21 protein-coding genes are annotated in these 20,802 nt (G+C 64.7%); 7 read left to right on the forward strand and 14 right to left on the reverse strand.

What is annotated here, in order from left to right:
- Positions 1-48: 48 nt before the first annotated feature.
- The 3 genes from AB7C87_RS12475 to AB7C87_RS12485 form a co-directional block, all read right to left on the reverse strand.
- Positions 49-372: a DUF7577 domain-containing protein gene (locus AB7C87_RS12475; protein WP_369729797.1), complete on the reverse strand. Its 324-nt coding sequence runs from the start codon at positions 370-372 to the stop codon at positions 49-51.
- Positions 373-448: 76 nt separating this feature from the next.
- Positions 449-1,345 (reverse strand): acyltransferase, encoded by an 897-nt coding sequence (locus tag AB7C87_RS12480; RefSeq protein WP_369729798.1) that lies wholly within the window; start codon positions 1,343-1,345, stop codon positions 449-451.
- Between the two features lie 124 nt (positions 1,346-1,469).
- Positions 1,470-1,679 (reverse strand): hypothetical protein, encoded by a 210-nt coding sequence (locus AB7C87_RS12485; protein WP_369729799.1) that lies wholly within the window; start codon positions 1,677-1,679, stop codon positions 1,470-1,472.
- Positions 1,680-1,915: 236 nt separating this feature from the next.
- On the opposite strand from AB7C87_RS12485, the gene AB7C87_RS12490 reads away from it, so the two are divergent.
- Positions 1,916-3,001: an aldo/keto reductase gene (locus AB7C87_RS12490; protein ID WP_369729800.1), complete on the forward strand. Its 1,086-nt coding sequence runs from the start codon at positions 1,916-1,918 to the stop codon at positions 2,999-3,001.
- A gap of 72 nt (positions 3,002-3,073) precedes the next feature.
- On the opposite strand, the gene AB7C87_RS12495 is transcribed toward AB7C87_RS12490, so the two are convergent.
- Together AB7C87_RS12495 and AB7C87_RS12500 are read right to left on the reverse strand one after the other, a co-directional pair.
- The gene (locus AB7C87_RS12495) at positions 3,074-4,765 is read right to left on the reverse strand and encodes a sensor histidine kinase (protein WP_369729801.1); all 1,692 of its coding nucleotides are present in this window, start codon (positions 4,763-4,765) and stop codon (positions 3,074-3,076) included.
- Positions 4,766-5,082: 317 nt separating this feature from the next.
- Entirely contained in the window at positions 5,083-5,874 is a 792-nt protein-coding gene (locus AB7C87_RS12500) for an SDR family oxidoreductase (protein ID WP_369729802.1), read from the reverse strand.
- 85 nt (positions 5,875-5,959) lie between these two features.
- On the opposite strand from AB7C87_RS12500, the gene AB7C87_RS12505 reads away from it, so the two are divergent.
- From AB7C87_RS12505 to AB7C87_RS12515, 3 genes are all read left to right on the forward strand, one after another.
- Entirely contained in the window at positions 5,960-6,631 is a 672-nt protein-coding gene (locus tag AB7C87_RS12505; RefSeq protein ID WP_369729803.1) for a helix-turn-helix domain-containing protein, read from the forward strand.
- The gene (locus AB7C87_RS12510; protein WP_369729804.1) at positions 6,628-7,614 is read left to right on the forward strand and encodes a bile acid:sodium symporter family protein; all 987 of its coding nucleotides are present in this window, start codon (positions 6,628-6,630) and stop codon (positions 7,612-7,614) included. Before AB7C87_RS12505 ends, AB7C87_RS12510 begins: the two co-directional genes overlap by 4 nt.
- A gap of 99 nt (positions 7,615-7,713) precedes the next feature.
- On the forward strand, positions 7,714-8,178 hold the full coding sequence (locus tag AB7C87_RS12515; RefSeq protein ID WP_369729805.1) for an NUDIX hydrolase: 465 nt from the start codon (positions 7,714-7,716) through the stop codon (positions 8,176-8,178).
- Between the two features lie 103 nt (positions 8,179-8,281).
- Here the strand turns inward: AB7C87_RS12515 and AB7C87_RS12520 are convergent, their stop codons facing one another.
- Positions 8,282-9,718: a ribonuclease FAU-1 family protein gene (locus AB7C87_RS12520; protein WP_369729806.1), complete on the reverse strand. Its 1,437-nt coding sequence runs from the start codon at positions 9,716-9,718 to the stop codon at positions 8,282-8,284.
- Between the two features lie 148 nt (positions 9,719-9,866).
- Positions 9,867-10,244, reverse strand: coding sequence for a DUF7532 family protein (locus AB7C87_RS12525; RefSeq protein ID WP_369729807.1), 378 nt, complete (start codon positions 10,242-10,244; stop codon positions 9,867-9,869).
- A gap of 131 nt (positions 10,245-10,375) precedes the next feature.
- Here AB7C87_RS12525 and AB7C87_RS12530 point away from each other — a divergent pair, with 131 nt between their 5' ends.
- Positions 10,376-11,383, forward strand: coding sequence for a PrsW family intramembrane metalloprotease (locus AB7C87_RS12530; RefSeq protein ID WP_369729808.1), 1,008 nt, complete (start codon positions 10,376-10,378; stop codon positions 11,381-11,383).
- 48 nt (positions 11,384-11,431) lie between these two features.
- Here AB7C87_RS12530 and AB7C87_RS12535 read toward each other — a convergent pair whose 3' ends face one another.
- Positions 11,432-12,487, reverse strand: coding sequence for a PAS domain-containing sensor histidine kinase (locus AB7C87_RS12535; RefSeq protein ID WP_369729809.1), 1,056 nt, complete (start codon positions 12,485-12,487; stop codon positions 11,432-11,434).
- Positions 12,488-12,797: 310 nt separating this feature from the next.
- Here AB7C87_RS12535 and AB7C87_RS12540 point away from each other — a divergent pair, with 310 nt between their 5' ends.
- Positions 12,798-13,148, forward strand: coding sequence for a hypothetical protein (locus AB7C87_RS12540; protein WP_369729810.1), 351 nt, complete (start codon positions 12,798-12,800; stop codon positions 13,146-13,148).
- A 116-nt stretch (positions 13,149-13,264) separates the two neighbouring features.
- On the opposite strand, the gene AB7C87_RS12545 is transcribed toward AB7C87_RS12540, so the two are convergent.
- From AB7C87_RS12545 to AB7C87_RS12555, 3 genes are all read right to left on the reverse strand, one after another.
- On the reverse strand, positions 13,265-14,134 hold the full coding sequence (locus AB7C87_RS12545) for a hypothetical protein (RefSeq protein ID WP_369729811.1): 870 nt from the start codon (positions 14,132-14,134) through the stop codon (positions 13,265-13,267).
- Between the two features lie 295 nt (positions 14,135-14,429).
- A complete protein-coding gene (locus tag AB7C87_RS12550; protein ID WP_369729812.1) occupies positions 14,430-14,882 on the reverse strand; it encodes an ArsR/SmtB family transcription factor in 453 nt (150 codons plus the stop codon).
- Between the two features lie 180 nt (positions 14,883-15,062).
- Positions 15,063-15,929: a DUF7847 domain-containing protein gene (locus tag AB7C87_RS12555; RefSeq protein WP_369729813.1), complete on the reverse strand. Its 867-nt coding sequence runs from the start codon at positions 15,927-15,929 to the stop codon at positions 15,063-15,065.
- 193 nt (positions 15,930-16,122) lie between these two features.
- Between AB7C87_RS12555 and AB7C87_RS12560 the strand changes: the two genes are divergently transcribed.
- On the forward strand, positions 16,123-17,019 hold the full coding sequence (locus AB7C87_RS12560) for a hypothetical protein (RefSeq protein WP_369729814.1): 897 nt from the start codon (positions 16,123-16,125) through the stop codon (positions 17,017-17,019).
- Between the two features lie 14 nt (positions 17,020-17,033).
- Here AB7C87_RS12560 and AB7C87_RS12565 read toward each other — a convergent pair whose 3' ends face one another.
- From AB7C87_RS12565 to AB7C87_RS12575, 3 genes are all read right to left on the reverse strand, one after another.
- On the reverse strand, positions 17,034-17,810 hold the full coding sequence (locus AB7C87_RS12565) for a CPBP family intramembrane glutamic endopeptidase (RefSeq protein ID WP_369729815.1): 777 nt from the start codon (positions 17,808-17,810) through the stop codon (positions 17,034-17,036).
- A gap of 125 nt (positions 17,811-17,935) precedes the next feature.
- Positions 17,936-19,522, reverse strand: coding sequence for a phosphoglycerate dehydrogenase (gene serA, locus AB7C87_RS12570; protein WP_369729816.1), 1,587 nt, complete (start codon positions 19,520-19,522; stop codon positions 17,936-17,938).
- A gap of 337 nt (positions 19,523-19,859) precedes the next feature.
- Positions 19,860-20,756: an EamA family transporter gene (locus AB7C87_RS12575; RefSeq protein WP_369729817.1), complete on the reverse strand. Its 897-nt coding sequence runs from the start codon at positions 20,754-20,756 to the stop codon at positions 19,860-19,862.
- Positions 20,757-20,802: the final 46 nt, after the last annotated feature.

Raw genomic sequence — 20,802 nt, forward strand, 5'->3', positions numbered from 1 at the left:
CACGGATAAAAGCGTAATCGTCGATTACCGCTCACTCGTCGACTCGATTTAGTGGCGAAGCGTGGAGATACAGCGCCAGCAGTAGGTAAACGTCTGGTCGGCCGCGTTGTGAGCGCCACAGTGTGGACAGCGGATCGTCTCGCCGTCGACGTCGTGATCCTCGTCGGATTCGTCGAACTCGTCGACGTCGTCGGGCGCACGCGGATAGTGATCCGATCCCGGCGTCAGCCCCGACCGTCCACGATCCGGGTCGGCGAACGACGGCGAGGGCGTCCGCTCGTCGTCCTCGCGGCGGACGTAGACGTAGTACAGTAGCAAATGGAGAAGGGCGAACAGTATCACGTATCCGATGATCCAACCCACGAGCTCCATCACCGTGTCATTCGTTCGCAAGACACTTGGATGTTCCCTGAGTCAAGATCCGCGGACAGTCACGCCAGAGAACGGATTACGGCCGATCGAGGTCGCGGCCGAACTCGTCGAATACCTCGAGGTCGTCGGGGAGGTCGTACTCGATTCGGCGTTCCGTCTGACGGTTGACGCCCGCCTCGTCGATCGGCGTCGCGGCCGACTCCCAGCCCGGTTTGATCTTGACGCTTTTGGCCGGCATGCCGACGACGATGTGGTGGGCGGGCACGTCGTTCTGGACGACCGCTCGCGCGCCGACGATGGCGTTCTCGCCGACGCGGTTTCCGGCCCGGACCATCGAATCGTACGTGACACGCGCGTCGTCTTCGATGATCGTGTGGTAGTTACGAACCGTGGTCTGATCGACGACGTCGTGGTCGTGGCTGTAGACGTGGACGCCATCCGAGATCGAGACGCGGTCGCCGATGGTGAGCTTGCCGCGGTCGTCCAGATGGGCGTCGTCGTGGACGACCGCGTTGTCGCCGATGGTGATGTTGTGGCCGTAGGTAAACGAGATTCCCTTGAAGAAGCGACAGTTCTCCCCACAGTCGGCAAAGAGGTGATCCGCCAGCATCCGGCGGAAGCGGAGCGCGAACTCGACGTTGTCCGCGATCGGGAGACTGTCGAACTGACGCCAGAGCCACTGGAGGTGTTTCGACCGCCTGAAGCGCTCTTCGTCCTTTTCCGCGTAGTACTCGCTCTCGAGGGTGGTGTTACACGGATCGTAGCTCTGGAGTCGCACGCGTTCGGCCGGTGAGACGGACTCGCCTCCTTGCCAGCGCTCGTAGGCGTCCCGGTCGCCCGAGAGGTCGATCAGGACGTCTTCGACGACTGAACACGTGTCCTCGTCGCTCGAGAGCCGACGATCGACCTCGTCGATGAACTCGCGCATCGCCGTCTCCGCCTCGTCGGGAAGCGAGACGTACCGCTTTGTCATACCTCGGGAGTTACGCCGCGGAGTTGATAGGGGTTCGGTTGTGCGTCCGTCTCGCCGGATCTCGCCGGTGACTCGAGTGTTACCGGCGATCGAGTCGACGCTCGCTCCGCCCGTCCACTCTCCGTCACCGCGTCGACGACTGCCACCGCGAGAGGATGAGCGCGGGGAGCGCGATCGAACCGGTCACTAACAGGACGCTCACCACGGCCGTCCCGACCGTGAGCCGATCCGGGCGGACCTCGAGTTGGGTGATAGCGAGTGGAACGAGGACGGCGACGGCGAGGACGACCACGAGCAAGACGCGGTCGGGTGACCACCGGGGAGCGTCGTCCATACCCGACGTAGTCCGCGGACGCTGAAGAACGGTTCGACTCAGGGCACATTTGGAGACGCCCGACTCGCCACGCATCGGGAGGCGTTCGACTCACCGCGCCGAAGCCACGTCTCACCGCACCGAAGCCACGCCTCGCCGCTCCGAAGGGACGGATCCACGAAAACGGCCGAACCGGTTCGGACCGACGGGTTCAGCGTTCCGCACGCCATAAGTTTCCTCGCTTCGAAGGGGTCGGTATGGAATACCGCGAACTGGGCGACTCCGGTGTCGAGGTCAGCGAGGTCGGCTTCGGCGCGTGGGTCGTCGGCACCGACTGGTGGGGCGACCGCTCCGAGGAAGACGCCCTCGAGATGGTTCGCTACGCCGTCGAGCAGGGGATCACCTACGTCGATACGGGCGACGTCTACGGCCACGGCCGGAGCGAGGAGCTGATCGGCGAGGCTATCGCCGACGTCCGCGAAGACGTCACGCTCGCAACCAAGGTCGGCTACGACTTCTACAACAACCCCCAGGCCGGCCACGGGGAGCTTCCGAAGGAGATGGACACGGAGTACCTCCGTGAGGCCGTCGAACGCTCCCTCGAGCGCCTCGACGTCGACGCGATCGACGTCCTCCAGCTTCACAACGCGAACGTCGAGGAGATCACGCCCGACGTCCTCGAACTGCTCGACGAACTCGAGGAGGAGGGGAAGATCCGCGCTCGCGGCCTCGCACTCGGACCGTCGATCGGCTGGCTCGCGGAGGGCGATTTCGCCATCGAGCGGGAGTTCGACTCCGTCCAGCTGGTCTGGAACGTCTTAGAACAGGAGGTCGGCAACCACTTCCTCGAGACGATCGCGGAGACGGGATCGTCGACGAGTCTCGTCCCGCGGGTCCCCCACTCCTCGGGAATCTTAAACGAACAGGTCACGCCGGAGACCGAACTCGGCGAGGGCGACCACCGCGGGTTCCGCCCCGACGAGTGGTACGAAACCGGCTGGGAGAAACTCGAGAAGCTTCGCTTCTTAGAGCGCGCGGAGCCACGGTCCGCGGACGAGTCGGGTGAACGCGAGCGGACGATGGCTCAGGCGTCGATCGCGTGGCTTCTCTCACACGAGCCGGTTGCCAGCGTCACGCCGACGTTCCGGACGACCGACGACGTCGACGAGTGGGCGGCCGCAAGCGACGTGGCGAAACTCTCTGACGACGAGATGGCCCGCGTCGCCGACCTGTACGAGGCCGGATTCGACATCGACCGGGACGACGGAATGGACTCGCTTCGATCGTCGGTTGGCGGCGAGGACATCCAATCGGCGGGACTGGACAAGCTCGCGGCCGATTGATAACAGACGACCGACGCGGCCGTCGGTCGGTTCCGGGTTCGGTCACAGGGAGATCGCACTCGACGGCGACGATCAGGCCTCGGTTCGGCGCTCGGGGTCGGTCTCCGACGCTCGGCCGGCGACTCGGAACGAGAGCGTCACGACCGTTCCTCGAGGCTCGTTGTCCGAGATCGAGAGCTCGCCCTTCGAGAGCGTCGTGGTCCACTTGGCGATCCACAGCCCGAGCCCGCTTCCGTGAGCCAACGGTGTTTCGGTTCGACTCTCGAGGATCCGACGTTCATCCTCGGGAATCCCCGGGCCGTCGTCGGCGACCGAAACGTGAACCCGTTCGTCGTTCGTCTCGATACGGACGGCCACGTGCGGTCGTGCGGTGTCGTTGTGAACGACGGCGTTCTCGAGCAGATTCTCGATCGACGCCTCGACCAAGAGTTCGGAGGCCACGGCGGTCGGTACCGACGATTCGGGGGTCGTACACTCGAGCGTCGCTTCGGGATAGGCCGTCGCCGTCGTCTCGATGACGCGGTCCGTGACGGCGGTGACGTCGACGGCTTCGGTGTTCGAGGACGCACCGAGCGTCTGTTCGAGCGTCCGCGCTTTCCGTCCGAGCGAGACGACCCGGCTCGCGCTCTCTTTGGCCGCGTCGATGTGGTCGTCGGCCGGACTCGACGCGGACTCGGCGGCGGTCTCGAGGTGGCCGATGACGAGCGAGAGTTCGTTTCGCAGGTTGTGCTGAAGGACGCGATTGAGGACGCTGATCCGCTGTTCGCGATCGATCAGCCCGGTGACGTCGTCCAGGTGGACGATGCGTCCGGTCTGGCGATCGAGACGGTCCGTAAGCGGCGTCGATCGGTACCGATAGACGCAGGTTCGACCGTCGATCCGAACGGCGAGTTCGTCGCCGATCTCGTAGTCGGCAGGGAAGATCTCACCGACCGGGTCGCCGATCTCCGGATCGTCGAGAATCCGCTTTGCGACGGCGTTGACGTCGGCGACCGTCTCGTTTCGGTCGACGACGATCACTCCGTCGTCGAGTTCTTCGACGAGAACGTCCCGAGCGACGGGACGGAGATCCAGCAGGTCGAAGTGAAACAACGCAAGCGCGAAGGCCCCACCGGAGACGGTTAGCGCGGGCGCCGTGAAGTCGATCGTCGATCCCGGCTCGGTGACGACGTTGACGAACGCGTTCGTCACGAGCGGAACCGAACCGGCGACGACGAGCAACGCGGACTGTTTGCGATAGAGCGTCCCTGACCGAAAGAAGACGCGGGCGAGAAGCACCAGACTCGCACCGACCAGGAGATAGGAGTAGGCGACGTTGAGCCAGAACAGTGGACCGGGGTCGACGGCTACGACCGACGCCTCCTGGACACGCGTTACCGCCACCGACCGGAAGTAATAGCCGTGGTATTGATTGGTCCAGACGCCGGTGAGGACGACCGCCGGAACGACCGACAGCAACCCGTAGACTTGCCTCGAGAGCCACTCCCCCTTCCCGGCGTACGTTGTGGCGACGACGAGATACGCGACCGGGACGGCGACGGTTCCCGGGTATCGCAACTCGTTCCACAGACGGACGGTTTCGGGGTCCGTCGCGGCGATGCTGATGCCGTAGGGGAACGCCCAGGCCGCGGCGCTTACCAGCAAGAACGCGACGGGCCACGACATCGGGTTGGGTCGGTTTCGTATCGCCTCGAGGGCGAGCAGAAACGAGAGCGTCCCGCTGGCGAGAACGATGGCGACCGGAAGCGAAACCCCCCAACTCATAGCTGTCTTGCCTCGTTGATTCGACGGCAGTGGTCTGGCGGATGATACCCCTTAACAATATTGTCGCCGAACCCCGTCAAACTACTGCCCGGGCCACCAGTACTGATACGGAGTGTTGGCAACCGACAGTATATAGTAACAACTGAAATGACTTACACGCGGATCACCGATCTATCTGGCGATCATATGCGCAACGACGTTCAGTGGCGACGATAACAGTCGTTGAAACGATTCTCTGCATTCAGCGGTGATCGTATCGGACGCCCGTAGACGAGCGGGAGTGTCCCCCTCCAAGAGACGGGCCCATGTCCGACGAGTTATCGCACTCGAGGCGACTCGAGGCGGCCGTCGAGCCACTCCTCCCAGGAAATCGTCCCGACGGAACGATCCGGACAGGTCGCCGTCCCGGAGCGGAACTCGGCGGCGGTCGAACCGGGGATCGGAAGCCGAACGATCGGCCGGCGAACGCCCGTCGTATCCCGGTAGGTGCTCGCGAGTTCCCGAACGGTTCGAACGTCGGGTCCGCCGACGTCCGGAACGCGGCCCCTCGGCTCGAGTGTCGCACGCTCGACGATCGCATCGGCGGCTTCGCCGACGTCGATCGGCTGGATGCGAAATCGCGTCGGGAGCGCCCAAACGGGGACTCGAGTAACCGTCTCGAGTAACTCGAAGACGAACGAGTGAAACTGGGTGGCGCGGACGATCGTCGAGGGAACGGAACTCGCCGCCACTGCGCGTTCGGCCCGATACTTGTGCTGGTAATACGAGTAAGGAATAGCGTCGACGCCGACGATCGAGACGTAGACGACGTTCGCGACGTCCGCGCCCTCGGCCGCCTCGAGGAGCCGTTCGGTGCCGCGAACGTCGACCGCCTCGCTGTCGCCTCGCGGGGCCGACGCGGCGTGAATCACGACGTCGATTGCCGTCAGCGCCTCCTCGAGTCCGGTTCCGTCGAGGAGGTCGAGTTCGACCCACTCGTCGTCGTCCGCTGTCGGCGGCGACCGGCTCGCCGCCCGCACGTCGTGGCCCGCCTCGCGGAGGCGCGGACGGAGTTCGTTGCCGAGCGTTCCCGTCGCGCCGGTGACGAGCGTCCGAGTCCGTGGTGTCATCGATCCCTAGTTGGGACCGAACGACCGAATCGACGACGCCGGATACGTCTGGATGATTTAAGTATAGGGCGTCGGCAGGACGAGTATGAAGTACGTCCGGCTGACTCTCGATGCCGGCGGTCGCGAGGCCGATATTCACCCGATGTACGACGTGCTGGTCAACGCGCCGTACGTCGATCGAGCCATCGCCATGCACTGGAGTTTCGTCGGCGACGAACTGGGAATGATGCACTACGTCGAGGGCGACCGAGTGGCCTTCCGGGACGCCCTCGAGCGGATTCCGGAGGTGTTCGACTACGCGCTCACGCCGGACGACGGCGGCTCGTTCTACGCCTACGTCCGTGATTCGACGACCGAACCGCTCCGGGAACTGTTCGGTGCGACCCAGCGCTGTCCCGCCGTTGCGCTCCCGCCACTCGAGTACGCCGACGGAACGGTATCCTACGCGGTGTTCGGCCCGGCCGAGGAGATCCAGCGAACGCTCGAGCGATTCCCCACGCAGATCGACGTGACGGTTTCGGCGGTCGGCGGCCTCTCCGCGCTCTCCGGAGTGATCGAGCCGACGGTGACCGATCGCCAGCGCGAGGCGCTCGAGACCGCGCTCGCGATCGGCTACTACGACGTGCCCCGCGAGGCCAGCCACGAGGACGTCGCCGAAGCGATCGGCTGTGCGCCGAGTACCGCCGCCGAACACCTGCGGCGGGGCGAGGCCAACGCGTTGCGAGCGCTGTTCGACGGCTCGAGGCGGTGGGAGTGAGCTGGTCGTCGCTCCTCGAGCGAATCGGTCGGACGACGAGTCGGTTCTTCGTCGTCTGGGTGCTCGTCGCGTCGGCGCTGGCGCTCTATACGCCGGAGACGTTCACCCCGATCGCCGACTACATCGCACCGTTGCTCGGCCTCGTCATGCTCGGGATGGGGCTGACGCTTTCGCCGGAGGATTTCCGTCGCGTGCTCGAGCGGCCGCGGGACGTGTTCGTCGGCGCAGTCGCCCAGTGGGTGTGCATGCCGCTGTTCGCGTATCTGCTCGTCGTCGGCTTCGGGATCCCCTGGGAGATCGGTGTCGGCTTGATCCTGCTCGGTGCCGCGCCCGGCGGGACGGCCTCGAACGTGATGACGTTCCTCGGGTGCGGTGACGTCGCTCTGTCTGTCACGATCACCTCGGTGACGACCCTCGCCGCGCCGCTGGTGATGCCGGCGTGGGTCGTCGTCCTCGCGGGCGAGGGGATCGCCGTCACGTTCGCCGAGATGGCGCGGGAGATCGTCCTGATCGTCCTGATTCCGGTCGTCGGCGGAGTCGCCCTCCGCCTACTCCTCGACAGGTACGCACCCGCGGCGGCGAAGGCGGGGCTCTCGATCTTTCCGGCGATCAGCGTGATCGTCATCGTCGCGATCGTCGCCGCGGTCGTGGGACTCAACGCGGAGGACGTACTCGGTGCCAGCGTCGTCGTCTTGCTCGCGGTCGTCGCACACAACGCGCTCGGACTCGGCGCCGGCTACGGGGTCGGCCGGCTGACGAAGATGAGCGAGGAGCGAGCCCGCGCCTGCGCGTTCGAGGTCGGCCTCCAGAACAGCGGCCTCGCCGTTGCGCTCGCGGTCGCGTTCTTCGATCCGATCGCAGCCCTGATTCCGGCGCTGTTCAGCGTCTGGCACAACGTGACCGGACCGGCGCTCGCGACTTTCTTCGTCCGACGCGACGGCGAACCGATCGCCGAGTACGAACCGGTCACGGTTTCGGACTGACGCCGACCGTCGCGTTTTCGATCCCCCCGAATCCCCTTAGTCCCATTCAATGTCTTGGGAGATACGCTTATACTGTCCGATAGTGTGTCACTCAATATCATGGTTTCAGTCACGTACGTTCCGAAGGCCTGCGCCTACATCACTCGAGAGACCGGCGAGTTGCTGGTCTTCGAGGGGCCGGGCCACCACGGGTTACAGATTCCGAAGGGAACTCTCGAGTCGGGAGAGTCGCCACAGGAAGCGCTGTTTCGTGAAGTTCGGGAAGAGAGCGGTCTCGGCACGCTCTCTGGAACGCACCACCTCGCGACGGACGTCTGGACGCGGCGTCACTCGCCGCCGAAACGGTACGTCCGTCACTTCTACCACGCGACCGTCCACGAACCGCGCGAGCGCTGGAGTCACGTCGTCGATGACGGCGGCGACGAGCACGGCTCGACGTTCGAGTTCCGCTGGATCGACCCCTCGAGTGCGCGGGAGTTCGCGCTGGATCTCGACGATTACGTCCACTTACTCCCGACAGTCGACGTCGCCGACGCCGACGCGGCCGCGCTGGCGTCCGATTGATGCGGTTTGCTGTACCGAGTTTCCGGTGGGACCGCGACCCAGAGCGGTTGCACCGGAACTGAGGAACAGCAGACCGGAAGTGACGACTCCGAACCGACGTCGCTCACTTCGAGAGCGCGCGTTCGACCGCCTCCGCGACGCTTCTCGCCTTCTCCGCGAGGTCCGCCTCGAGCACCCCGTCGTCGACGGCGGCCTCGAGTTCGTCCGCGTCGACGATCTCGACCGTCCCGTCGGGGCGTTTGATCACGTCGACGTAGAGGTCGACGTACCGAACCGTATCGGGAAAGAGTTCGACGGGCGTACAGACGTTGACGTACGTCCCCTTCGTTCCCCCGTCGGCCCCGCGATACGTCGTCGGGTACCACCACCGGCCCTCACGGAACTTGGTCACCGCCGTGTCGCCCTCGTCTTTGGGCGTCCCGAGCGCGTCGTAGCTCCCGCCGCCGCTCATCGAGCGCTCGAGCGTGAGTTTTCCCTCGGGATCGACCGCGGTGACGTCACCGTAGCCAAGCGAGATCAGCCGGCCGTCGGGCTTGCCGTGGCCGATCTCGAGTCGGTCGCCGTCGGCGGGTCCGAACTGACGCGAGACGGCGCCGAAGGGAAACGAACCGTCCGCGTCGCCATCGGTTTCGGGCGAGCCGGCCACCGCTTCGGCGAAGTCGACCGCCGCGCTCGCCGCCCGGTCGGCGGCTTTCGTCCGGTGGTGGCCGGCCATCGTCGTCTCGACGTCCCGGCGGGCGTCGTCCAGTGCGAACCTTGACTCGCGGCCGAACCAGAGCCAGGCCGTCGTCCGCGGCTCGGCGAGTTCGCCCGGTTCGCCGGGGTCGGCGGGTGCGTCGGCGAGTCGATCCTCGAGAGCCGCCAGGCGATCGACGCCGTCTTCGAACGCTTCGCTCATCGCCTCGAGGTCGGCGTCGGCCGCCGTCTCCCGCCAGCGCAACCCCCAGCCGTCGGGGACGTCCGTCGAGAGCAGGTCGGTCATCCCGACGAGTTCCTCGCCGCGCTCGCCGCGGACGGCCGCCGAGACGCCGGTTCGGTCCCGCGAGAGCGTACAGAGACCCCCCCGGATCTCGAGAGAATGTGTGACGAGCGGCCGATCGTCGTCCCACGGCGGGATCGGCTCGTCGACCTGCACACGGTAGCGGTTGCCGGCGTCGACGTAGCCGTCGACGTCGTCGTATTTGAGGTAGCCGCGCCGGCCCTCACCGAGGTCGACCGGCGCGCCGCGACCGCCGCCGCCGTCGATCACTTCGGCGTCGAAGACCGCACCCCGCGGGACCTCACCGTCCCACCGGAACGCGTCGATCGCGACGTCCTCGAGTTCCGCACAGACCGCCTCGACGGCGTCGGGTTCGCCGGAAATCTCGAGTCCCTGCCGGTCGCGGGTCGTGTAGATCGTGACGTCCGCCGGCGCGAGGGCGAACTCCCGGTCGAATCGCTCGCGGATCGGTCCAGAGGCCTGGACAACTTCGAGGCCGTTCTCGGCGAGCAGTTGGGTGACGGCGGTCGTGTAGATGCCACGGACGCGGACGGTCGTCATCGAGTTCGCCCCCCGTCGGGCATCGAGTGAGTTCGGCCGCCACGCGCCACTCGAGTTCGATCGTCGCTCGGTAGTCGAGTTCGACCGTCGTTCGTCGCCGCTCCGTCGCCAACTCGTCTGCACACCGCGTCGGGTTCCGACACGACGATCACCGGAACGTCTCCCGGTCGGGCGCGAACCGGACCCGGTCGTGGATCGGCGGCCCGAGCGTCAGTTCGACGGAGTCGTCGTCCAGAACGCGGCCGTCCTCGACGTAGGCGCCCCACGTGTCGAATCGGAGCCAGCCCCGCATCTCGTCGGCGTGTGTCGTCAGATCGAGCGATTCGACGGCGTGTTCGGGGTACTCCGCGCTCGAGTGAGCCATCTCCATATCCGAGTACACCGTTTCCCGTTCGGCGAAAAACTCCTCGAGTGCTGCCGCGTCCGCCTCGACGGCCTCGACGACGGCCTCGGAGACGGCCCTGAGGTCGTCGGTCTCGAGGCCGACCTCGCGAAGCGCGCGCTGGGTTCGCTGATCGAAGTGCATACCGGCCGTTGGCGCGCGAACCCTTTGTGGATTCCGAGTTTTCGCCGACTCGCCGTGAGAGATCGGAGTCGACAGCCGTCGGCGTCGAGGCGGCACGAACGCTTACCGGAGAGCAAGCCGTAGGACGTCGTATGTCGCGAAGGCGAGACCCGGTCGAGCGAGCCGACCAGGAGTCGACCGACCTCTACGACGTCTCGACGTGGGAGCCACGGTCGCCGGTCGACCGCCTCTCTTATGGCGTCTATCGGGCGGTGAGCTACGGATTTCGCGGGATCGTCCTGTTGGTCGCGCTCGGAATCACGATCCTGTTGCTCGTCCAGCCGGCCATCCTCGTCCTCGAGCAACCGCTTCTCGGGATCTTCTTCGGACTTTCGGTCGTTCCGGCGGCGGTACTCGCCGTGTTCATCTGGTATACGGATATCACGTCCTCCGAACCGCTCGGATTGCTCGTTGCCACGTTCGTCCTGGCCGTGTTGTTCGCGACGTTCGCGGCGGTCGTAAACTCGGTGACGAGACCGTGGTTCGAACTGTTCGGCGCAGTCGGAATGGTGTTCTTTTTCTTCCTGATCGTCGGTCCCGTCGAGGAGACGGTCAAACTGCTCGCGGTTCGGGTCTTCGCCTACCGAAGCGAGTCGTTCGACGCGGTGATCGACGGTGCCGTCTACGGTGCGGTCGCGGGGCTCGGCTTCGCCGCCATCGAAAACGCGATCTACATCGCCAGCACGGTCGCCGAGGCGGAGGTCGGATTGTTCACCGCGGCGACCGGAATCACGACCGTTCGCGCACTCGTCGGCCCCGGTCACGTCCTCTACTCCGCGATCGCGGGCTACTACCTCGGACTCGCGAAGTTCAACCCCCAGTACGCCGGTCCGCTCGTCGTCAAGGGACTGTTGATCGCATCGGTGCTTCACGCAATCTACAACAGTACCGTCCAGGTCGTCCCCGACATCGCCGCGGCGCTGTATCCCGTCTCGCCCGAACTGGCGTTTATCGGCTACGTGATCGTCTTCGACCTCGCGGTCGGCTACTACCTCTACCGGAAAATCGCCCGCTACCGGCGTACCTACGACGCCGTCAGAGACGATACGGATTCCCCGCCACGGCCCGAACCAACCGAGTTCGACCCGCCCTCGAGGTGAATCGACCCTGTCGTTCGTGTTTGGCCCACAGCCCACCCGTGGCGTTGGTTACTCGGTGGGATCGATACCGACTATCTCGAACCGTGCGCCGCCGGACGTGCTCTCGGTCGCCCGAATCTGCCACCCGTGGGCTTCGACGATTCGCTTGACGATTGCAAGCCCCAATCCAGCGGTTTCGCCACCCCCGGACGCGACCGGTTCGAAGATCTCCTCGGCCAGATCGGCGGAGAGACCGACCCCATCATCTTCGACGTAGAATCCGTCCTCACACGAGCCGACACGGACGGATACGTCGTCTCCACCGTGTTCGATCGTGTTTCGAAAGAGGTTCTCGAAGAGGTGACAGAGAGCCCGCGGATCGGCGTTGGTACGCGGGAGGTCGTCTACCTCCAGTTTGCCACGAGCGGTGTCGACGGTCTCCCAACAGTGCTCGGCAAGTTGAGCCAGATCGGTCGACTCCTTCTTATCGATCGTTCGTCCGTGTCGAGCAAGCGCCAGGGTCTGGTTGACGATCTGATCGATTCTCGTGAGAGCGATATCGACGTCCTCGAGGTGATCGCTGTCACACTCCGTGCGCGCCAACTCCAGATACCCCTGTGCGATAGTGAGCGGATTTCTGAGGTCGTGGCTCACGATGTTACTGAACTCGTTGAGCCGCTCGTTCTGACGTCGCAATTGCCGTTCGCGCTCTCTTCGCTCAGTAACGTCGCGGCCGACCGCCACCGAGCCCTGTAACTCGTCCTCCGCATTGACGATCGCATGGGAGTTCCACGAGATGATGCGCTCCGATCCATCTCTGGTTGTGATCGTCGTCTCGAACGCTTCGACGGCTTTCTCTCCCTGTAAGATCTCGCCAACGTAACACAGTATTTCGCGTCGATACTCGTCGTCCGGATACAACCGCGCCCAGATGTTGTCATCACCGACGACGTCGGCGGCGGGATAGCCACTGATCTCCTCAGCGGCTCTGTTCCAGAGAGTGACGTTCCCCTCCTCGTCGAGGGTGTTGATCCACACGTTCGCACTCTGGATGATGGCGTCTCGGAATTGATTCAGTTCGCTGAATGTCTCCGTTCGCCTCTCCTGGTTTCTCTCCGATCCCATTTGGGGATGATCTGGACAGGTATAGCGGTCTGTCGTATATCAATTCGTTGGTTAGTGTAAGGCCGACTCCGGGGGCCAGGCACTCCGTTACCGAGAAACGTCCGTTCTGAGGCCGTTCTACTGAGCTGGAACGACTCGGAGAATAGTGTCGAATATGAATAATATCGGAATTGTCGCGCTCGAGTACACGTTACGATAGTCGCCATCGACCGTCGATCGAGGGGACTCGAGCGACCGAACTACGCTAACGTTCAGCGGGAACGGTCGTTCACCACAGCGTATTTTTTGGTCGAACGGTAAGTTCGCGACGATGATCTCGCCCATCGCGTCCCTCGTCGCGTTCGTCGTCGCAGTGCTCGTCGGGACTCTCGCGATCTACCTCGGCGCGAGCGTCGTCACCGACGAGGAGAGCTACTCCCGCGCGATGTTCACCGCATTTCTCGGCGCGATCGCCTGGGCGGTGACGTCCTGGATCCCACTCGTCGGGTCGTTGCTCGCACTCGTCGCCTGGATCTGGGTCATCAACTGGCGGTACCCCGGCGGCTGGGTCGACGCCGCGATCGTCGGCTTCGTCGCCTGGTTCGTCGCCTTCGTGATCCTGTTCGTCCTCAACACCGTCCTCGGACTCGGCGTCGGCGCGTTCGGGGTTCCAGGGGTCTGATACGGACTCCCCGCTGTACCGATGTACCGGTGAGTCACAGCCGTGTCGCGGGCAAACCGGTTCCGACGGACAACAGACCGCCCCACGATTCGAGCCCGAACGCGGCTCGAGGTCGGTCAGTAATCGACGATCTGTTGAACGTATAGCTGAACGTAGACGCCGTACCAGACGACCGAGAGCAACTCGCCGACGCTCGTCGACAGCAGGCCGACGGCCGATCCGAACGAGTCGCCGCCGGCCGAGGGCAGGCTGCCGGCAACGTAGAAGAAACCGGTGCTCGCGACGGTAGCGAGCACCAGTAGGAGGAACTTCCAGCGAAGATTCGTCGTGATCGTCCAACTCGTTTGCAGGGATTTGAGCGGGCCGTAACCGCCGACCACGCAGGCGTCGATCGAGAACCAGAGCTTGAACACCACGATCAACAACGGAAGGACGAACGTGAGCAGGATCAGTCCGGCGAACGCGTATCCACCGACGGTGAACAGCAGATCGCTTTCGGCGACGAACGTGATTCGACTGGACGCAAACCACATCGCGCCGACCGCGACGATCACCGAAATCGACACCAATCCCATCGCGGCCGGGACCGCGAGAAACGCGAAACAGAGTAGCCCCACCAGCGCGGGAGTCCGACGGATCGTGTGCCAGACGGCGCTTCGAACCGAGACCGGGTCGTCGCTGATCTCACCCGCGACGATCGTGCCGACGTACGCCCGGAGCCAGATCAAAAACGCGAACGCCGCCAGAATTCCGACCGTATCCACCAGCGGCTCCGGTGCGTACAGGACCGCGACCTCGTCGAGAAATCGGTTGACGCCGACGAAAAACAGCGCGAACGCCGGGATGGACGGACGCGTTCGAAACAGCCACCCGCACCAGACCAGCGCGTCGAGGATCGACCGGCGAAGCGTCTGTACGCCGACGTTCCGACAGTCCAGACAGGAACAGCCATCCGTATCCGTTCGAGCCGCTATCCGGGAGACCATTCGACCTCCGGTACAGTCTCCGATCGTTTCAACTCACCGACTTCTTCTGGCCACGACCGGACGGAGCCGCTCGCTCGAGTGACGGGGCCCACTGGATTCGAACTCGTACGGACTGCTGTCCGTCGCTTCTCGTACGGTTTACCGTCGGTCAGTTCCGGTGAGACCAAGACCCGAGCGGCGGCCTCACCGGCACATCGCGACAGTAATTCGTCTCATACGGTCTGCTGTCAGTCATTTCCGGTGTGACCGCGACCCGTCCTGCGAGACCACCGGTACATCGGCACAGCAAACCATATCAGTCGTCGTTCGTAATCCGGGAGAACAGTTCCGCGATCGAGAGGAAGACGGCGGTGGGGCCGACGAACGACGAGAAGGCCGTAAACGCCTGTTTGAGCGAGGTGCGGTCGTCGCTCGTCCCGAGGAAGACGACGGTCGGATCCTCGGTCACGACGAACACCTTCATCTCCCGTCCCTTCTCCGAGTAGCAGGTGTCGACGACCTCGATCAGACCGGCGTCTTCCAGATTTCCGAGATGGTAGTGGACGTTCTGGATCGACGTCTCGAGGCGCTCGGCGACGGTCGCCGGCGTCGCGGCCTCCTCGTTCAGGAGCCGAAACACGTCGTGTGCGGTCTCCGAGGAGAGGGCCGCGAGCACGTCTCTCGTCTCCTCGTCGTCGAGACACAGCACCGACGGATCGCCGCTTCGGCTGACCGATGCGTCCGTCCCTGTCGGCAGTAGTCGTGTCATGTCGTGTCCGAATCTCGTTGTGAGCGGTGTTTCCGTCGAACGGTCGTATTCCGTGTTTCCGTCGAACGGTCGTATGCGTTTCGTGGCGGCTCGCTCGAGTCGTACGATCTGCTGTCCGTCAGTGCCGGCCCGACCGCGACCCAGAGCTATTGGGCCGGCAGATCGGGACACCAGACCGTCTCAGTCGGCCGGGTTGGGATCGACGTCGGTGGAAGGACTGGTGCCGGTGGAGTCGGCCGGTTCCGGAAGCAGACGGACGTAGTAAGCAGTGTAGACGGTATAGAAGTACGCGGCGGCGACCGTCGCGACGACGGCGCTGAATGCGACCGATACTGCCTGACCGACCGCCGGTTCCATCGTGAGCAGTTCCGCGAGCCCGTACTGTGACAGCACCGCCACCAGGGTGATCTCCGGGGTCAAAAAGACGTCTACGGCCACCAGCCAGAGGATCGAGAATCCGATTACGCTCGAGAGGTTTCGCCGGACAACGCCGACGCTCCGGCGAAACGACGGAACGACGCCTTTGTCCTCGACGACGATGGCGACGCTGTAGAACTGAAGTCCCATGAGGAGAGCCAGCACCGCGACGACGACCAGGAGTATCCCGACGACGAGCGACACGACCGTCACCACCATGATCACCTCCGGTGGGACGACGGTCGAGGCCACTACCGCGAGAACGAACGTGACCATCGAACCGGCCATACTGAGGAGCATAGCGGCCACGACGAACCCGAACACGACGACGCCGTAGAGGACCGTCGCGAGCAACAGGCGAACGTAGTAGGTCCGACCCGACCGGGCGAACCGCTCGAGTGAAGCCTCCGATCCGCGGACGGCCTCGAGTGCCATCCCGAGGAACCCGCCCATGACGAACGGGAAGACGAGGAGCCAGCCGAGCCAGATCAGCGGCGCCACGCTGGAGTCGACGATTCCCCAGAGCACGGAGAGCTGTCCGCCGAGGGCGACGAACGCACCCGCGACCAGAAGCACCGGATTCGATCGAAGCGCCGACCATCCGTCCTTGAACGCGGCGAGGACTGCCATACTCGAGCGTTCGGTCGTCCGAGTATTAGAGCGATCGAAGGATCAAATACCGTTTTGATCCTTTCGAGGGCTCGGAGCGGAGGTTTCGGAACGGTCGATCGATTCGTCCGTCGGGTGGTCATCCTTGCGGACGTTCTCACTCAGCGGACAGTCACGAGTCGTTATTGCTCGGGTCGTGGTTTCGCCCATTCGAATGACTGACTCGAGGATCACGCGCCGCGGCGTCATCGCGCTCACGGCCGTCGGACTGGCCGGCTGTGCGGGAAGCGACGAGCGCGAGAACGGCGATGACGACGAAATCGAGGGGATCGACGACGGAGACGACGAAGACGACAGCGACGGACAGCCGGCGGAGCCGCCCGAGCGCGATATCACGGTCGATTGGGACGAAGCGCCGACGTTTCGGACGTGGTTGCTTCGGACGGGTTCCAACAGTCGGTTCGATTACACGGCGACGTTTCCCGACGGCGCCGATCCGGCAGAGCAGTTTCCGGCCTTCTTCGGCCTCTCGGCCGGTGACGTCGATGCACACCTGATTCAGACGGGGACGCACCTCTTTTTCGGCTCGTTCGACACCGAGGCGATCCTCGACGGCGTCCAGGAGACCGACGGCGTCGAACTGACGAGCCAGTACGAGGGGTACGCCGTCGTCACGGAGGACCGATCCGACGGCCCCCCACGCGAAATCGCAGTTGGCGGCGACGCCATCATCGTCGGCCCTGACTACGAACGACGGATCGACGCCAGCCGCGGGGATCACGATCGTCTCGAGGAACTCGATCCCGAGTTTACGCACCTCTTTCGGGAACTCCCCCACGAGACGACCGTCTCCGCACAGTACGGTGGAATGAGCGCGCTCGAGGTCGACGACATCTACTGTTGGGGCGTCTCGAGCGAGTCGCCGTCGGCCGAAACGATGACCTGGGTGTTCGTTTTCGCGACGGAACCGGATTCGGACGTCCTGTCGGACCTCGAGGAGATCGCGGGCGAACTCGAGGAGTCCACACTCGAGGGGCGAACGGCGACGGTCGTCGGCTCTGCGCCGGAGGTTCCGAGACCGGACGCCGGATTGAGCGAGAACGGAAGGTAGTACTGTTCGCCGTCTTACACCAGGATCTGAGAGAGGAAGACGACCGCGTTGTAGACGCCGTGGATGAGCATCACCAGAACGAGGTTACGGTACTTCTCGTAGACACCGCCCATCACGAGCGAGAGCGCGAAGACGGCGGCGAGCGAAGCGATCGCCGAGGAGAAGCCGATCGTCAGATAGACGGGAAGGTGGATAGCCGCAAACAGGATCGACGTCCAAACGACGGCGCCCGCGGAGCCAAACGCCGGTCGGACGTAGTTCTGGATGAGGCCGCGAAAGAGCAGTTCCTCGACGGGGCCGATCAGGAGGATCGAGATGACCGCGAGCAAGACGTAGTAACCGACGGCCCGTTCCTCGGTCAAGAGGCTGTGTTCCGACGACGGAACGCCGAGTTGTTCGGTGATGAAGCCGACGATGATCGCGATACCGAGCAACGCGACGACCGAGCCGGCGCCGACGAGCAGTTCCTTCGGCGTCGGGAGTTCGATGCCAAGTGCGCGCTTTCGAATCCAGCCCTGAGAGAACGAGAGGGCGGCAAGTCCCGCGGTTACGGCACCGAACAGGACCGGCTCGGCGACGAGGGCGATGATCTCGAACTCGCCGGTGAGGAAGTTCTCGAAGCCGTCGATATCGCCGCTGAGGCCGAAGGCGACGACGAGAGCGATCATGACGGCGAACGCGATAGCGAAAACCACCGCGAACGGGACGACGACGAAGCCGATCGAGCCGAGAGCGGCGACGATACCGGATCGCGACGGCGCCTGGTCGCTCGAGGCGGGCGGGGTGCTCATACGAGTACTCCGGGGAGTGATGAAATGAGTCTGACGATACTTTTCCGTCGGTGAGACGGAATAAAACGACCGCGCGAGTGGCGCCGACGAGCGCGCCCCATCGATGGAGGCCTCGAGCGAAGGGGTTAGCTCTGGCCGTTGAGCGTGATGTAGTCGACGCCGATGATGCGCTCGTCGTCGTTGAGTTCCGCTTTGGCCGCCTCGGGAACCTGACCGTCGACGTTGTAGACGGTCAGTGCCTCGCCGCCGATCGTCTCGCGGGCGTTGAACATGCCGGCGATGTTGACGTCGTGGGCGCCCATGACCGAACCGATGAGGCCGATGACGCCGGGTTCGTCGGTGTTTCGGGTGACGACCATCTTTCCGTGCGGGATGGCGTCGACGCGATAGCCGTCGATCCGGACGATCCGCGGATCGTCGCCCGCAAAGAGCGTCCCGTCGACGGAGAGTTCCTCGTCGTCGTTGCCGACCGTCACGGAGATCAGGCTCTGGAAGTCCTCGGCCTGGCGGGTCTTCGATTCGGTGACGTCGACGCCGCGATCCTCGGCGATCTGGGGCGCGTTGACGGCGTTGACCTGCCACTCGAGCGGCTCGAAGACGCCCTTGAGCGCACTCGCGGTGACGAACTCGGTATCCTCGTTCGAAATCTCGCCCTCGTAGGTGACTTCGATTCGCTCGATTCGACCGTCGAGCAACTGTGCGGCGACCTTTCCGGCGGTGTCGGCGATCTCGATGTACGGCTCGAGACGCGGGAAGGCGCTCTCGTCGATCGAGGGCGCGTTGAGCGCGTTCGCGACGGGTTCGCCGGAAATCGCGGCGTTGACCTGCTCGGCGGTCGACGTGGCGACGTTCTCCTGGGCGGCCTCCGTCGAGGCGCCGAGGTGAGGGGTAACGATGATATCGTCGTGCTCGAGAAGCGGCGAATCCGCCGAGAGCGGCTCCTCGGCGAAGACGTCCAGGGCGGCACCGGCGATCGTCCCGTCGGCCGCCTTGGCCGCGAGAGCGTCCTCGTCGATGATGCCACCGCGGCCGACGTTGACGACGTAGCCGTCCTCGAGCAAGTCGAGTTCGTCCTCACCGATCATGCCTTCGGTCTCGGGGGTCAGCGGCGTGTGGATAGTGAGGAAGTCAGCCCGTGCGAGACAGTCCTCGAACTCGACGAGTTCGGCGCCGAGGCGGTCGGCGCGTTCCTCGGAGATGTAGGGGTCGAACGCGACGATATCCATCCCGAGCGAGTCGAGTTTCTTGGCGACCTCCTGGCCGACGCGGCCGAGGCCGACGACGCCGAGCGTCTTGCCGTCGAGTTCCGCGCCGAGGTAGTCGCTTTTGGCCCACTCGCCGTCGGTCAGGCGGACGTGTGCCTGCGGGATCGACCGCGCGGTCGCGAACGTCATCGCGACGGTGTGTTCGGCCGCGGCACGGACGTTACCCTCGGGGGCGTTGGCGACGATGACGCCGTTGTCCGTCGCCGCATCGATGTCGATGTTGTCGACGCCGATCCCGGCGCGCCCGACGATCACGAGCTCCTCGGCCGCCTCGAGTACCTCCTCGGTGACCTCGGTTCCGGAGCGAACGATCAGTCCACTCGCGTCGGATACCGCCTCGAGGAGCTCCTCGCCCTCGAGTTCGTAGCCCGTTTCGACGTCGTGGCCGGCGTCTCTGAGTACGTCCAGACCCGCGTCCGCGATCGGGTCCGTGACCAGTACCTTCATGCGCGAGAGACTCGTGCGGAGCGGGTAAACCCTTCCGTTGTGTCCGAAGTCGGCAAGAATTGTCCACAGTGGTGCGAACGCGGCTAACACCGCCGTACACGCAGTTTCGGAATCGCGTTCTCTTTCTCGCTCGCGGGATCGTCGAGCCCCAACGAACCGCCGACGGGTGGGCCAGAACATCGAGACACCAGACCGTCTCATACGGTTTACTGTCAGTCAGTTCCGGCACAACCGACGCTCCGGTCGCGGTTGCAACGGTGGACTCGCTACACTCCTCCACCGAGACTCGTCTCACACGGTTCGACTCACCGCCGGGACACCGGTACAGGAATCCGTATCAGAGCGTGATCAACGCCGCGCCGACGACGACCAGCGCCGCACCCGCGACGATGCCTCGAGTCACGCGCTCGAGGTCGCCCAGCAGGGCGGCGGCGAAGACGAGCGTGAACAGTGGCGCGGTCGCCACGAGCGGGTCGACGATGGCGATCCGGCCCGCCTCCAGGCCGAGTGCGGCCATCAGCGCCAGCATCGCGGCCGTCGTGAGCACGCCGCTGACGGCGAAGTATCGGTAAGATGCCGCCGGCTTCTCGAAGACGTCCCGACCGCCGACGGCGACGACGTACGCACCGAGTGCGACCAGTCCAGCGGTTTCGTTGATCGTCACCGCCTCGAGCGCCGAGATCGGCGTCTCCAGCATACCGTAGCGACGGGTGACGTTCGCGATCGCGAAGGTGATCGCGGCGGCGAGCGGCCACAGCAGGTCCCGCGGTTGCCAGCCGCCGAGGTCGCCGCCCCGCGAGGCGGTCAGAATCGAGAGGCCGGCGACGAGGACGACGATGCCGACGCCGGTCACGGGACCGAACGGTTCACCGAGCACGGTGAGGGCGATCAGCGTGGCGAACAGCGGCCGGGTGCTCAAAATCGCGCTGTTGAGACTCGCACCCACCTTGTCGACGCCGACGAAGATCGTGATCCGGCCGACCGCAGTACCGACGACGCCCGCGAGCGCGAAGACGATCAACACCTCGAGCGTGAGCCCCGAGAACGCCGACCGGCCGTAGAGCGCGAGGACGGCGATCCAGTAAAGCGTCGAGTCGACGAGAACGACGACCATCGACGCCTGGACGGAGCCGCCGCCGGCGGCCATCCCGCGTTTGTCGAAAACCGGCGTGAGTCCCCACAGGACCGCCGGAACCAGCGCGAGTGCGAGCACCTCGAGCGTCGCGCTCGTCATCGTCGCTCACTCGCGTTCGTCCCGACTCTCATCGTCGATACTGACC

It is taken from the genome of Natrarchaeobius versutus, from assembly GCF_041205745.1.
GTDB classification, from domain to species: Archaea; Halobacteriota; Halobacteria; order Halobacteriales; family Natrialbaceae; genus Natrarchaeobius; species Natrarchaeobius versutus.